This is a genomic window from Sphingobacterium sp. UBA1897, assembly GCF_002337775.1.
In the GTDB taxonomy this organism is placed as follows: domain Bacteria; phylum Bacteroidota; class Bacteroidia; order Sphingobacteriales; family Sphingobacteriaceae; genus Sphingobacterium; species Sphingobacterium siyangense.
Genome location: NZ_DDGR01000004.1, coordinates 106,999 through 122,003 on the forward strand (window position 1 = coordinate 106,999; position 15,005 = coordinate 122,003).

General features: G+C 39.1%; 14 protein-coding genes. 9 read left to right on the plus strand and 5 right to left on the minus strand.

Annotation, left to right across the window (positions count from 1 at the left end; genetic code table 11):
• The first annotated feature begins 6 nt into the window (after positions 1-6).
• The 6 genes from tpiA to B4N43_RS03250 all read left to right on the plus strand — a co-directional run bounded on the left by tpiA (position 7) and on the right by B4N43_RS03250 (position 6,891).
• Complete coding sequence (tpiA, locus tag B4N43_RS03225) at positions 7-774, plus strand: triose-phosphate isomerase (RefSeq protein ID WP_120333340.1); 768 nt, start codon at positions 7-9, stop codon at positions 772-774.
• Positions 775-783: 9 nt separating this feature from the next.
• Positions 784-1,623, plus strand: a complete 840-nt coding sequence (gene prmA, locus B4N43_RS03230) for a 50S ribosomal protein L11 methyltransferase (RefSeq protein ID WP_120333341.1) — start codon at positions 784-786, stop codon at positions 1,621-1,623.
• 7 nt (positions 1,624-1,630) lie between these two features.
• Positions 1,631-3,001 carry a Mur ligase domain-containing protein gene (locus B4N43_RS03235; protein ID WP_088162804.1) on the plus strand — a complete coding sequence of 457 codons (1,371 nt, stop codon included), beginning with the start codon at positions 1,631-1,633 and terminating at the stop codon, positions 2,999-3,001.
• Positions 3,002-3,067: 66 nt separating this feature from the next.
• A complete protein-coding gene (locus tag B4N43_RS03240) occupies positions 3,068-3,397 on the plus strand; it encodes a helix-turn-helix domain-containing protein (protein ID WP_046671770.1) in 330 nt (109 codons plus the stop codon).
• Positions 3,398-3,534: 137 nt separating this feature from the next.
• Positions 3,535-5,307, plus strand: coding sequence for a peptide MFS transporter (locus B4N43_RS03245; RefSeq protein ID WP_088162803.1), 1,773 nt, complete (start codon positions 3,535-3,537; stop codon positions 5,305-5,307).
• A 54-nt stretch (positions 5,308-5,361) separates the two neighbouring features.
• Complete coding sequence (locus B4N43_RS03250) at positions 5,362-6,891, plus strand: peptide MFS transporter (protein WP_115046804.1); 1,530 nt, start codon at positions 5,362-5,364, stop codon at positions 6,889-6,891.
• A 78-nt stretch (positions 6,892-6,969) separates the two neighbouring features.
• On the opposite strand, the gene B4N43_RS03255 is transcribed toward B4N43_RS03250, so the two are convergent.
• Positions 6,970-7,962, minus strand: coding sequence for an acyl-ACP desaturase (locus B4N43_RS03255; RefSeq protein WP_075994021.1), 993 nt, complete (start codon positions 7,960-7,962; stop codon positions 6,970-6,972).
• Between the two features lie 190 nt (positions 7,963-8,152).
• Here B4N43_RS03255 and B4N43_RS03260 point away from each other — a divergent pair, with 190 nt between their 5' ends.
• Together B4N43_RS03260 and B4N43_RS03265 are read left to right on the plus strand one after the other, a co-directional pair.
• A complete protein-coding gene (locus B4N43_RS03260; RefSeq protein WP_286732741.1) occupies positions 8,153-9,376 on the plus strand; it encodes a cysteine desulfurase in 1,224 nt (407 codons plus the stop codon).
• A gap of 12 nt (positions 9,377-9,388) precedes the next feature.
• Positions 9,389-9,808 carry a SufE family protein gene (locus B4N43_RS03265; protein ID WP_075994020.1) on the plus strand — a complete coding sequence of 140 codons (420 nt, stop codon included), beginning with the start codon at positions 9,389-9,391 and terminating at the stop codon, positions 9,806-9,808.
• A 75-nt stretch (positions 9,809-9,883) separates the two neighbouring features.
• Here B4N43_RS03265 and B4N43_RS03270 read toward each other — a convergent pair whose 3' ends face one another.
• From B4N43_RS03270 to B4N43_RS03285, 4 genes are all read right to left on the minus strand, one after another.
• Positions 9,884-10,708, minus strand: coding sequence for a VOC family protein (locus B4N43_RS03270; RefSeq protein WP_286732744.1), 825 nt, complete (start codon positions 10,706-10,708; stop codon positions 9,884-9,886).
• Positions 10,709-10,731: 23 nt separating this feature from the next.
• Entirely contained in the window at positions 10,732-11,661 is a 930-nt protein-coding gene (locus tag B4N43_RS03275) for a DUF1801 domain-containing protein (RefSeq protein ID WP_286732746.1), read from the minus strand.
• A gap of 8 nt (positions 11,662-11,669) precedes the next feature.
• The gene (locus tag B4N43_RS03280; protein ID WP_088162799.1) at positions 11,670-12,098 is read right to left on the minus strand and encodes a DUF1801 domain-containing protein; all 429 of its coding nucleotides are present in this window, start codon (positions 12,096-12,098) and stop codon (positions 11,670-11,672) included.
• Positions 12,099-12,206: 108 nt separating this feature from the next.
• Positions 12,207-12,659: an SRPBCC domain-containing protein gene (locus B4N43_RS03285; RefSeq protein ID WP_115046812.1), complete on the minus strand. Its 453-nt coding sequence runs from the start codon at positions 12,657-12,659 to the stop codon at positions 12,207-12,209.
• A 381-nt stretch (positions 12,660-13,040) separates the two neighbouring features.
• On the opposite strand from B4N43_RS03285, the gene B4N43_RS03290 reads away from it, so the two are divergent.
• On the plus strand, positions 13,041-14,939 hold the full coding sequence (locus B4N43_RS03290) for an alpha-L-fucosidase (RefSeq protein ID WP_286732748.1): 1,899 nt from the start codon (positions 13,041-13,043) through the stop codon (positions 14,937-14,939).
• Positions 14,940-15,005 lie beyond the last annotated feature (66 nt).

The following is a 15,005-nucleotide window of genomic DNA, read 5'->3' on the forward strand; positions in this document are numbered from 1 at the left end:
AAAATCATGCGTAAAAAAATCGTAGCTGGTAATTGGAAAATGAATTTAGACTATCAATCAGGATTGAGCTTGTTTTCTGAAATTATCAATATGGCCAAAGATGAAGTGATTGGAAACCAAGAATTGGTTGTTTGTAGCCCATTTATTCATTTGTCAAGCCTTGGGCAATTGTCGAAAAATGTTGCAAATGTAAATATCGGTGCACAGAATATTCACCAAGCTGAGTCCGGAGCCTATACAGGTGAGATTTCGGCTTCACAGGTAAAATCAGTAGGCGCTTCACATGTTATTTTGGGGCACTCTGAAAGACGTGCTTATTTTGGGGAGACTGATGCATTGTTGGCATCTAAAGTGGATATTGCATTAAAACATGATTTAACACCAATATTCTGTATTGGAGAAACAAGAGAAGAACGCGAATCTGGAGCTTTCTTTGATGTGATCAAAACACAATTGACAGATGGATTGTTCCACTTGTCTAAAGAAGCTTTTGCATCTGTGGTATTGGCATATGAGCCAGTTTGGGCAATTGGTACTGGCTTGACAGCTAGCCCTGAGCAAGCACAGGAGGTTCATAAATTTATCCGCGAGGTGCTAGCTGATCAATATGGTCAGGAGATTGCTGATAATACAAGTATTCTCTATGGAGGGTCTTGTAATCCAGGTAATGCAAAAGATTTGTTTGCTCAAGCCGACATCGATGGTGGTTTGATAGGAGGGGCTTCTTTAAAATCGAGAGATTTTATTGATATCGCTAAAGTATTTAACGGCTAATTTTTAGAAATGAAATACGTAGAGGTTATCTTTCAAATGCGATCAGGTGAAGAATGGCAGAAGGATTTGTTGATATCTGATTTGGCTGATATTGGCTTTGATACTTTTGAGGATACCGAATCTGGATTTGCAGCTTATATTTCAGCTGCAAATCTTGACTTGCAAGCATTAGAAACTTTGATGCTTCAACCTTATGAAGGCCTAGAGGTCGATTATAAGATACAGGAAATAGAAAACCAGAATTGGAATAAATTGTGGGAAAGTAATTTCAACCCAATTGAGGTAGGGGGGCAATGCTATGTGCGTGCAACTTTTCATGAGGCAAAACCTGAGTTTCCCTATGAAATCATTATAGATCCGAAGATGTCTTTTGGCACGGGCCATCATCAAACAACTTCGATGATGCTTCAGTATATTTTGGAGAATGATTTTAATGGCAAGCAGGTTTTAGACATGGGCTGCGGTACAGGGATTCTAGCCATTTTGGCATCAAAAAAAGGTGCTAATTCTGTGTTGGCTGTGGATTATGATGAAATATGTGTCGAAAGTGTGATCGAAAATAGGGCACTCAATCATGTTGAGCATATTGAGGCGCTCTGTGGATCTTACGAAGTATTAACAGGTCGGGTCTTTGATGTGATTTTGGCAAATATTAATCGTAACATTCTTTTAGAACAATTACCTCAGTATGCATTGAGCATTCGTACAGGGGGTGAGCTGTACCTAAGTGGTTTCTATGAGCAGGAAGATTTAGCAATCTTAAGCGATGCGGCGACGTCATTAGGTTTTGAGTTTATCTCCAATAAAGTTTTAAATAATTGGTGTGCAGCCAAGTTTGTGAAGCGATAATTTAGCTATGCGGATTCATTTTATAGCAATAGGTGGTAGTGTGATGCATAACCTTGCTATTTCATTGGCAAAACAAGGGCATCAAGTGACAGGTTCTGACGATCAGATCGTAGAGCCTTCTCGTTCCCATTTGATTGAAGCAGGCTTGCTTCCTAATCAATTGGGCTGGTTTGAGGAAAAAGTGACGGAGGATATTGATGCTGTGATCTTGGGTGCTCATGCCCAGGTAGATAATCCTGAATTAAGGCGGGCGCAGGAATTAGGTCTTAAAATTTATTCTTTTCCAGAATTTATACAAGAGCTTTCACAGGATAAAATCCGGGTGGTTATTGCTGGAAGTTACGGTAAGACAACCATAACGAGCATGGTGATGCACGTTATGCGATTTCTAGGAAAAGAATTTGACTATTTGGTAGGGGCTCAATTAAGAGGCTTTGATAAGTTGGTCGATATTACTAAGCATAATAAGATTATTATTATCGAAGGAGATGAATATGTTTCATCCAAGATTGATCCGAAGTCTAAGTTTTTGTATTATAAACCGAATATAGCCTTAATTTCGGGTATTGTATGGAATGAGTTTAACTCGAAAATATCACAAGAGGAATATATTAAACAATTTGAAGATTTTATTGACTCAATTCCGCCTAAAGGTACCTTAATTTATAATAAGGAAGATGTTGTGTTACAGAAGGTTCTCCAAGATACGAAAGATTGTAAGATCAATAGACATGGCTATAAGATTCCTGATTATACAATTAATAAGGGGGTAACCTATATCAATACTCCGGATGGAGATGTTCCTTTGCAAGTGTTTGGTAAGCACAACCTATCTAATATTGCTGGAGCCTATACGATCTGCGAATGGTTGGGGATCAAAAAGAAAGAGTTCTTTGAGGCTATAAAAAGTTTTAATACTTCGATTCGTTATTTGGAGTTTGTTGCAAGCTCGGAAGGATCGGTGGTTTATCAGGATTATGCCTGTAATGCGGATAAAGTGAAGTCAAGTATTCACGCCGTGAAAGAGCAATTTCCTAATCAGAAATTGGTCACAATTATCGAATTAAACTCGTATGATAGTTTAGATTCTTCCTTTTTGTTACAATATGCAAACTCGATGAAAGAGTCGGATGTCTCTGTGGTCTACGTGAATATAAATTCTTGTAAAGAACTTAATAAAGATATCGAAAGTGTCCCCAATAATATTAAGGATAATTTTAATAATCCTGATTTAGAGGTTGTTGTAAGTTTGGACGGACTCTATTCATTTTTAGATGGTGTCAAATCAAAGGGCTACAATTTACTTCTTATGAGTTTAAATAATTATAATGGGGTTAATTTGTCCGTGCTGGCTGATCGGTTTTTTAGAGATTTTTAGAGAAAAAATTATAATTTAATGTAAATTAAATTGTAATTTATTATTTTTGTTTAAAATATCTACCAGATGAATGCATTAGGAAAAAAAATCAGATTACTTAGACACCAAAAGGGGTGGAGTCAAGAGGATGTTGCAAAACGATTGGATATCTCAATCCCAGCATTTTCTAAAATTGAAACAGGGATTACAGATGTGAATTTGTCTCGCCTGAATCAAATCTCAAAATTATTCAATTTGACAGTTGTTCAACTTTTATCTACTTCTGATTCTGAAGAAGACAAAGAGTATGTAAATGAGGTAAATGCTTTGACGCAAAAATTACAACAACGCGATAGCGAAGTAATTGAATTGCAGAAAAAGGTTATTGATCTTTATGAGCAATTGCACAAAAGATAAGGCATATTAAAATTGTTACCGAAAAGGCAATCCAAAGGGTTGCCTTTTTTTGTTTATGCAACTTTATTTTGGTCAAAAGTGATTTTGTTTTTGTTTCTTTGTAAGTATTTTATCAAAAAAATAAAGGTTGATTATTTATGGGGAGATTAAACGGGGATATTACGACTAGCCCGTCGACTGATTTTTTTAAGTCAAATGTATTGGGACAGCGTTCAGGGCTCTTTGTCCTTTTCTTTACGGAAATGTGGGAACGTTTTTCGTTCTACGGGATGCGTGTACTCTTAATGCAGTTTTTAACTGCTGCAGTTATTCAAGGTAGTCCTTTCTCGGGATGGTCCTGGACTGCACAACAAGCTGGAGCACTTTATGGGACCTATGCCATGATGCTCTATTTAACTCCTATTATAGGAGGGATTATAGCGGATAAATATATTGGATCACGTAAAGCTGTGATCATCGGTTCGGCGATTATGACGCTAGGCCATGCTGCCATGGCCTTTGATACTTCGATTATGTTTTTCCTTGGTTTAGTGTGTCTAGTTATCGGAACGGGTTTCTTCAAGCCTAATATGCCATCTATCTTAGGTGAGATGTATAAAGATTTGCCAGAAAAAAAGGACGGCGCTTATACCATATTTTATATGGGGGTCAATGCCGGCGCTTTCTTTGGTATGATGCTATGTGGATATATTGCCGAAACTTACGGCTGGCATTGGGGATTCGGTTTGGCTGGTATCTTTATGCTTTTGGGAACACTGCAGTTTGTTTTCGCAAAACCACTCATGGGAAATCTTGGTGTTTTAAATAAGTCCACCTCTGGGGAGCATAAAGTTATCGCTGAGGATACGGATACAAGAAATCCATTTACCATACGGGATTATGTATTGATCGCGATAGTTTCTATTATTGGTTTTGTATACGCTTTTAATGACCCTTTATCTAAGAATGGTATTGTTGATGTGTTTTCTCGTTTGGATACGCCGTTTCTAAGAGGGCAGTATATAATGGTCATTGTGGCGTTAATTCTCTTCATATATCTTATTGTTACACGGATTATGCGTTATGATAAGGTTGTAAGGGATCGGATGTTCGCAGTTGTGCTGTTGGCTTTTTTCTTGGTCTTCTTTTTTATGAGCTTTGAGCAGGGGGCAACTTCATTAGTTCTTGTGGCTAGAGATAATATTGATAGATCACTTACTGGTGCAGCATTGACAACTTTTAATGTGGTAAATGGTTTATTGACGATTGTACCGCTTTCGATTATCTCTTGGGTTCTGATTAAATTGGCGAAAGTAACCTGGAACAAAATTGCCATTTCAAATATCGTATTGTTTATCTGTTTTGGGTTGATTTGGGGAGCAGTAATCTGGATGTTGTACAATGAGTTCAATAAAGAAGCATCAGAAATCAAAGTTTCTTGGTTCTCTATCTTAAACTCATTTTTTATTATTGCACTTGCCTCTTCGGTATCCAAAATTTGGGAGTCGAAGTATAATCCATCAGCAGCCTTTAAATATGGCTTTGGTCTGATCTTGGTTGCGATAGGATTTTTCATTATTGGATTAGGATCAATAGGAATAAGTCAGGGGGCTAAAATCTCTATGGTATTTTTGGTGCTGACCTATTTGTTCCATACATTGGGTGAATTATTTATTTCACCGGTAGGCCTCTCTTACGTATCGAAATTGGTGCCGGCTCGCATGCTCGCATTTATGTTTGGAATCTGGTATTTAGCGATTGCTATAGCACAGAAGGTTGCAGCGGTATTGGGGGGACAAGTGGAGACCATTCAAGAGGAACACTCCTTGAGTTACTTCTTCTTCTTATTTACAGCAATTCCTGCCTTAGCAGGCCTGTTAGTAATGCTGTTTAATCCATTGATTAAACGATTGATGCACGGAATTAAATAACAAATATATAAGCTTCTTTTACGAAAGAAGCTTTTTTGATTAATATAAATTAGTATGGAGGTTAGTACAAGGGAATCGCTAGAAGAGATTCAAAATTTTGACGGAAAGTACCCAAAGCAAATCTGGAGTTTGTTTTTTTCCGAGATGTGGGAAAGATTCTGTTTCTATGGTATGCGCGGTATGTTGGTGTTCTTTATGATCACACAACTAAACTTTGCTGAAAAGGATGCCAATTTACAGTATGGAGCAACACAGGCATTTGTTTATGCATTTACATTCATAGGTGGGCTGTTTGCAGACAAAATTCTTGGTTTTAGAAAGTCTTTATTCTGGGGTGGCTTATTGATGATCGTAGGGAGCTTATTTCTTGCAGCAGATCCGCATAAGTATTTCTTTTTTGGTTTATCATTTATCATTATAGGTACCGGTTTTTTTAAACCCAACATATCGACGATGGTAGGCGAGCTGTATAAAAAAGGTGATGTTCGTCGTGATGGTGGTTTTTCGTTGTTTTATGCGGGAATAAATTTAGGTGCATTCTTAGGCGGATATATCTGTGTTGCGATTGGTAAAGGATATATGTTGACGTCAATTATTTCTGAGGGACATCGTTGGAATGTTGCTTTTGGCTTGGCGGCGGTAGGAATGTTGGTTAGTTTAGTGAATTTTCACTTTACCAAAAGGCATTTAGGACCAATAGGACTTCAACCAGGGGATCCTGAGGCCATAGTAAAGACGAAGGCATTACCGAAATGGGTAGAATATGCTGTATATATTGCCACGTTGATTTTTATTCCTATTATTCAGATCATGGTGTCAAAAACGCAGTATACAGACTATTTTATGTACACAATTGGCCCATTGACGCTGTTGTATCTTTTCTATGAAATGTCTAAAGTGACTGCTGAAGAGCGGAAGAAATTAATTGCTGCCCTGGTGTTTATTCTTTTCTCGATTATCTTTTGGGGAATATATGAGCAAAGTGGCGGTTCCTTAAGCATCTTTGCTGCTAAGCATTTGAATGATTCTTTATTGGGCGTTATGACGCTCGATCCAAATGGTGTTAACAATTCAGGCGGAGCATTATTTATTATTGCATTAGCACCTCTTTTTGGCCTTTTTTGGATTTGGCTGGGCAAACGTAAACTTGAGCCAAATACCATTATTAAGTTTGGTCTTGGTTTTGTTTTCTTGGGATTAGGTTATTATGTTCTATTTGCTACGCGTTTATTCGCTCACGACGGTATGACTTCATTGGATGTCTTTACCCTTGCGCTGCTTGTGATTACCGTTGGGGAGCTTTGTCTATCACCAATTGGTCTTTCCATTATGACGAAATTGTCTCCGGCGAGATTGCAAGGTATCATGATGGGAATGTGGTTCTTGGCGAGTGCTTACGGTCAGTATGTAGCAGGTTTGATCGGTGCTAGTATGGCCGAAGCTAAGGAAGGAAGTTCATTGGCGGATAAACTGGTGACTTATACGGAGAGTTATAAACAATTAGGCTTATATTCTTTGATTGCTGGTGTGGTGCTTATAGCCTTGTCGCCTGTTGTGCGTAAATTGATGGGTAACGTGAAATAAGTGTTAACAATTTTAACACAATAAAGTTATTCGTTCAACATAAAAAAAGCTTGATTATTAAATCAAGCTTTTTTTATATCAATAAATCCATTTGAATTTATAATCTTTTTCTGGAACCTTCATCCGATCAGCCAGTCTAGCCAAACGATCGGGTAGTTTTAGTAGATAATCTCTCGCTTTCTCGCCTTTATCATTCAGGCCAGTAACTTGATCTATTTTCCACTCACTATTCAGCTCTTTCAAGATATCCACGTAGTCCAAAGCAGTATATACTCCCAATCGTTGTGCCGCGTCCGAGAAATGTGCAAATGCTTCCCCTTGGGGCTCGCCTGCTTCTCTTAAGAACTGGGCTGGCATAACGATTTTTTTACGCATCATATCCTCAAATGCAATCATGACTTCACTCGGGTCTACTGTGATTGCTTTTGAAATAAAAGACATATAGGCTTTGGCATGGCGTGCTTCATCAGATGCGATGACACCACACATTTTTGCCAAAAGTTTATCACCGCTTTTTTTAGAAAGCCCAGATACACGACGGTGGGAAACGTTGGTTGCCAATTCCTGGAATGAAGTATAAATAAAATTCCGGTAAGGGTCTGCACCAGTACCGATATCAAAACCGTCTTGAATAAGATATTGCGTAGACATTTCAAATTGACGCATGTCTATTCTACCTGACAAATAAAGGTATTTGTTCAACAGGTCACCGTGGCGGTTTTCTTCAGCCGTCCAAGCGCGTACCCATTTCATCCAACCACCTTGTTCGTTTTTGTCAACATCTTCTACCATGGTCAACCATGATTCGTACGTTGGAAGGGCCTCTTCGGTGATGGTGTCTCCAACTAATACTGCGACCAAATCATAAGAGAGTTCTTTTGCACTTTCCTGCAACTCTTTTACTTCCTCAAAAAAAGTGTCCCTAGAAGAATCTGGAAGAAAATCGGCAGGTTGCCACATGTCTTCAACAGGCTTCAGGTATTCGCTCATCTCATTGAGCATGAACGGTTCCAAATAGGCCATCACTTCTTTACGTGAGCCTTCTGGTAAATTTAGAGGTAATTCTTGCATATCATTACAAAGGTAACTAAATAGCATCAATAAATTATAAAAGCGAACTATAATTGTTTAAAATGCCAGAAAATCCCTTTTTGGCTGAGGACACCTTGTAAAACCGACATTGATAATGACATAAAAAACAGATTGGCCAGCCTGTATTCGATAAAATACTATTAACTTTGTATAAATTATTTAGACGACGTTGGAAAAATTTAATATAGATAAAATACGTGCCGATTTTCCGATTCTGAAGAGAGAGGTCAATGGTAAACCATTGGTTTATTTGGATAACGGCGCGACAACACAGAAGCCGAGTTCTGTTATCAATTCGATTGTACATTATTATACAGATATGAATAGTAATGTGCATCGGGGCGTACATTATCTTAGTCAGATATCGACGGACGCTTTTGAGGTGACTCGAAAAAAAGTTCAGGCTTTCATCAATGCTGCTGAAGATAAGGAAATCATTATCACCAAAGGAACAACAGATGGAATTAATCTGATCGCAACTTGTTATGGCAGAGCTTTTATCCACGAAGGTGATGAGATTATTATCTCAGCGATGGAACACCATTCTAATATTGTGCCTTGGCAGATGCTTTGTGATGAAAAGGGCTGTAAAATTCGGGTTATTCCGATGAATGATAATGGTGAGCTCGATATGGATGCCTATAGCAATTTGTTTAATGAGAAAACCAAATTAGTTGCTGTAACCTATGTTTCAAACTCCCTCGGGACAATCAATCCTGTGAGCGAGATGATTTCAATTGCTCACCGACATGGTGCAGTTGTATTAGTTGATGCTGCACAAGCGGTTCAACATATACAGATTGATGTTCAAAAGCTTGATGTAGATTTTCTGGTATTCTCCGGGCATAAAATGTACGGCCCTACTGGAGTTGGGGTGTTATACGGTAAAGAGGACTTATTGAACGCGATGCCGCCTTATCAAGGTGGTGGAGATATGATTAAAGAGGTTACTTTTGAAAAAACGACCTATAACGAACTGCCCTTTAAATTTGAGGCGGGTACGCCCAATATTGAGGCCGGTATCTGTCTGAACGAGGCTATCGATTATATCAATTCAATAGGTCTGGAAAATATCGAGGCCTACGAGCACGATTTGTTGCAGTACGCTACGGAGAAGTTGGCTGAAATTCCAGGTATGCGGTTTATTGGAACGGCCGAGAAGAAATGTTCCGTTATTTCATTTGTAATCGACGGCACGCATCCTTATGACGTTGGTGTGATCTTGGATAAATTAGGAATCGCTGTGCGTACAGGCCACCATTGTGCCCAACCTGTCATGGATAGGTTTGGCATCCCGGGAACTATTCGTGCTTCTTTAGCCGTATATAATACAAAAGAGGAAATAGATATTTTGGTCGCTGGTATCCAACGCGCGGTCAATATGTTGGTTTAATAAAAAATAGGTATGACCATTAATGAAATACAGGATGAATTAATTGAGGATTTTGCTTTCTTTACGGATTGGATGGAAAAATATGAGTACATCATCCAGCTGGGAAAAGAAGTGCCTCTAATTGATGAACAATACAAAACAGATGAATATATCATCAAAGGATGTCAGTCCAAAGTATGGCTTTTCCCGGAAATAAAAGATGGAAAAGTGTATTTTACGGCAGATAGCGATGCGATTATCACAAAAGGCTTGGTGAGCTTAATGGTCAAAGTGCTATCTGGACACAGCGCCAAGGAGATCGTTGATGCCGATTTATATTTTGTAGATAAAATTGGGTTAAAAGAACATTTGTCACCGACAAGGGCAAATGGCTTGCTATCCATGATTAAACAGATGAAATTGTACGCATTGGCATTGCAAGTGAAAGCTTAAAGGGGGATTATTTATCCCCTTTTCTTAATACTATTTTACATAGCTCTTATCCTCAGCTTGAGGTTCCTCTTGAAATTATCCTATGAGCTCCTGAATAATGATTTTTTTCATTTTCATGAGCGCTTCATTCGCCCCCGGTCGCTGTAGTAATGTTGCAATTTGTTCGGGTACGATCTGCCAGCTTACGCCGAATTCGTCTTTACACCAGCCACACATGCTCTCTTTACCTTTTTTCGTGATATTATTCCAGAAATAATCAATTTCCTGCTGATCTTTACAGAGGATAGTGAGTGAAATACCTTCGTTAAACGTGAAAGTTTGAGGAACTCCGCTATCCATTGCCATGAGCGTAAAATCCCGGACTAAAAATTGGGTATGTTGGATTGATCCGATATATTCACCTGCTGTGTATTTCATGATACCATTGCTTCGAAAATCATGAAATAATTCTGCATAAAATGCTAAAGCTTGTTCGCAATTTCCCTGTTGCTCTCCGCAATACATTAAGGTTGGTACAATTGCCTGTTGGTTGGTGTCGCTTAGTTTACCGAGGTATAATTGCCAATTGACACCAAACTTGTCGGCCAGCCAGCCGTAGTAAGGGCTCCAAGGGTAGGAGTTTAGTGGCATTAAGGTATTGCCGCCCACAGAAAGTGAATTCCAGATACGATCAATTTCCTCTTTGCTTTCGCAAATGGCCATAAATGATATGGAGGGGTTGGGTTTGAATATGGGGCCTCCATTTATTCCAATAAATTTTACACCGTTTAGGACAGCTTCAACAACGATGGGAGAGCTATTGCCAATATGGCTTTCTGGGAAGATGCGACAGTAAAGATCAAAGGCTTCCTGCGCGTTTTGATCAAACCAAATGGATGGGATAATTGAATTATTCATCATTTTCTTTTTGTTTTAGCGTTCATCTATTTGTATTTGTCGTTCAAGCCCTTTTTAGCGAGGACCAACGGCTTAATTTTTTCAAGACGGGATTCTTTCGTTTTTTCTTGCTTGGCCTCATCGATGTACTCGATGTATTCTTTCTGTTTTCCTGGTGTTAAAGCCCGAAAACTTTCCCCGAAGGTCGGATCTGCCTGTAGCGCTTCTAATAATAGGCCAGTGGGGGGCTTCGCTGGAGATTTCGTTGGTTTGAGCTCTTTTCCCTCGTCAATGGTTTGGATGGATTCTTGGATATAGGCGGCTATTTTTTCGACATCCATATCCATAACGTCTTCAAAGCGCCATTGTCGTAATGCTTTCGTTTTTCCTTCGGAGGCACTGATGAGATGTTTATCCGGATCGGCTAAGAATACACCATTATAAAACCAGAGGGAAAAGAAATTTTTAAAGCCGCCCCAACCGATGACATTTTTTCCTTTATGAGTATAGATATAACTCCCCCATTTGAATTCCTTTTTTAAGGAAGTTTGCAGAATGATTTGCTGCATGAGTTCTTCGGCCTCCTGCCAGTTCCCTCGGCTTTGGTACCAATTAGGGCCTTGTTTGTCTTTAAGCTTATCAATATTAAAATTGACAATATCGGTAATTATTGGTATTGGAATCGGTTGATCCAAAGGGATTTGTATCGCACCTTTTGTGGTTTTAAAATTTTTGAGTTCTGTAGCGAAGTGCGCAATAGCAGCTGGTCCTGGATAGAGGCCCAAATGGTTTTTGTTCATCGCAAAATGGATGATATTACCCTTGTATCTGAAGGTCGGCATTTGATAGGAGATCGTTTCATCTGCAGAAGGAGGGACTAGGCCAGCAATAAGCTGTCTCACCTTGATCAGATATTCTTTTTTCTCCTCTTCAAATTGATTGATATATTCGTCTATTGTTGCGATGCTCGTTGCCATAATTTGTGCTATTCTTTGATTCTCGTATACTTATTCTCAATAAACTGTATCGTTTCGGACATAAGCTGATGGAGTATCTCTATATTGATGTCGCTTAATTTCTTGATGTATATGCAAGCTTTGCCTATTTTGAATTTCCCTAGCTGATCGACCAAATGTCGGTGCTCATCGGCACCGGTAAATACATAAAGGGAGATTGCTGATTTTCGGGGACTAAATCCGATCAAAGGAGCATAGCCTTCATGCCCACTTGCATAGGTATAATGATAGTTTCCAAATCCGATGATAGTTGGTCCGTACATTTTAGCCGGCTCACCCGTTGTGGTTTCCATAAGTTGTATCAGTGTTGCACTATCGATTTGTTTTTGTGGGTCGTCAACTGTTTTTATAAAGTCTTGGACAGATGCTTCGGTATATGCCGTTTTATTTTTTGCCATGTATTAGTTGAAGTCTTTTGCCGGATATTCGGATAACTTTAATTGAATATCTTTAATTGAATATATTGTGTTTGAAGTAATTTGATGAGCAGCTATTTTTAGATAGCACTATTTTTGGAACATAAAATCGAAAGCTCCAGTTCTCAGATTGATATCGTATTCTAGATAGGCTTTCATACACGCTAAAAAGTTGGCCCAACCTTCTGTTTGTCGCATCATAATCAGAATTCCATCTGCATCGTTGTTCATTTCGTGTTCTGTAATCTTTATGACCGTCGCGCTTTCTCCGAATGTGGATAGTGTGATTTCTACCAGTTGATTGGGAAGTCCCCCGCTCCAGTCAAAAGAGATATAAGAATTGGGGCTGATGGTTTTTCCTGTCACGGGAAAACTGTCGGGAAATTCTGGAAATGTCCATTCTACCGTTTTATCTGTCTCTAGACGTCCAGTTGAAGATTTTATAAAATAGTGATTCATTCTATTAGGATCTACAATAGCCTCAAAAACTTCGTTGATTGGTCTCTGAATTTGGATGCTGGCTTTGGCGGTTAGTTTTTCCATATTAATTTAAAGTTTTAGACAAATATTCAATAAATACAGATAGCTTGTATCTGATTATGTTAAAAATATTTAAAAGATCTTTTGGTGACCATGGAGCAATCTATTGCTTAGATCACTGTTTATTTATTTTAAGATGTATATACGATATAAACATCCTATTAAAGAATAGGTTTTCTTTTTTGGGACTCGGATCAATATTTCCCCTAAAACGAACGAATTGTACACTTATAAAGTGTAGTTTTAGATTATTTTTGATTATAGTTAAAATCGATCCTGTATTCCTTCCATTAGGTCGCCAGGAACGATAATTCAATAAATTTAGAAAGGGTGTCTGCCTGAAATCTTTCAGGTTCGATTTGCTGTCTTCGTAAAACCAAAGTTATGCTTAAAATCAAGTGTTTTTTTCTTCTTATGCTTTCTTCGGGAATATTGTTTTCGAGCGCACAGATTAAAAATGTAAATGAGGGCAATGAGGCTTCAAATATGTTTAATGATGCGACAGCACGTGATAAAAATGCGATTGTTGAAGCAGAAACTGGTTGGTGGAAACAAGCTACATTAACTCGTGAACAACGCCTAGAAAAATGGAAGGTAGCCTCATTTGGTATGTTTGTTCATTGGGGTGTTTATTCTCAATATGGAAATATTTGGAAGGGGAGGCCGGGAGGGGGCTATGCGGAGCATCTGATGCGTGTGATGAAAATCCCACGTACTGAGTATCTTGATTCTGCACGTAGATTTAATCCTTTAAAGTTTGATGCAGAGGAATGGGTATTGTTGGCAAAAAATGCAGGGATGAGATATTTTATCATCACGGCTAAGCATCATGATGGCTTTGCGATGTACCCTTCTGCATTTTCAAGTGACTATTCATTGTCAAGCACCGCATTTAAAAGGGACCCCTTGGCGGAGTTAGCTGCAGCCTGCCATAAACATGGGCTTTTGTTTGGATTCTATTACTCGCATGCTTTTGATTGGGAGCATCCGGATGCTCCGGGCAATGACTGGGATTACAGTAATCCAGGTGGGGATAAATTGTTGGGTGGTACAAATTGGTTTGACAAACATCCCGAATGGTTGACAAAGGCCAGGCATTATGTAGATCAAAAGGCGATTCCACAGATTGAGGAGCTTATTCAGCGCTATCATCCGGATTTGTTGTGGTTTGATACACCTCATAAGTTGCCGCTATCTGAAAACCTGAGAATTTTAAAAGCTATTCGAACAGCAGATCCGAATATCATAGTCAATGGTCGATTGGCGCGTACCGAGGAAAAGAATTATGGCGATTATCTGAATACGGCAGATCGACCAGAGGAGTATTATCCAGTTGCTTCTGGCGCTTATTGGGAGGCCATACCAACTACAAATGAATCCTATGGCTATTCGTCGACCGATAAGAGCCATAAACCGACCGCTCATTTTATCAAACTCTTAGCGAAGGCTAGGGCCATGGGTGGGAATATTCTAATGAATATTGGCCCCAAGGGTGACGGAAGTATCGACAGCGCTGATGTCGCTATTTTAAAGGGCTTAGGTCACTGGATGCGGGGGAATAGTGAAAGTGTCATTGCTGTTGGACCATCTCGTTTACCTCGTCAGCCCTGGGGCGTCATTACACAGCGTAAAAATACCCTGTATTTACACGTTTTCGAACGCCCTCTACGGAATGATCTTATTGTCGGCGGACTGATTGCTAAGGTTAATTCTGTTTCGTTATTGTCGGGAGAAACGATCAGAAAATATAGATCCGAAAAAGATGGACTACATATTCCTATAGATCAAATTACGTCTCAGGATGATGACCTGGTTGTGGTGGTGCAATTGAAGGATACGATAACTCAGCCAATAAATCCTGATTTAATGTATGTGGATCATAATATCAATAAAAACCGGCTACTGACCTTTTATGCAAAACAGATAGGTAGTCCGATGAAGTTTGGGGATGGTAAAAGGAATCGCTACTATGTGACGGGTTGGACTAGTTTAAGTCAGGGTTTGAGATGGGAAACGAATGTGTTAAATGGCGGACGCTTCAAGGTGGCTATACGGTATGTGAAAGATGTTGCAGGTACGGGAGGGAAACTCGGCTTAAATTTAGGGGGGAAGAAGATTGATTTTACAATAGATCCGTCGTCTGCTGTCAGTTTGCATGACAATCAACTTGAATTGGGTACGGTGGTATTGCCAAAAGGCAAGCAAGTGATTGAATTAAGTGCCCATACTATAGCGGGGGCAGAAATGGTGAAGTTTTTGGAAGTCATATTGCTGCCCGAATAATTTGTATTGAGATCGGTAAGCATCTGTCGATCCTTTGTTTAAATCTATCTAGGTTTAATAACAAGA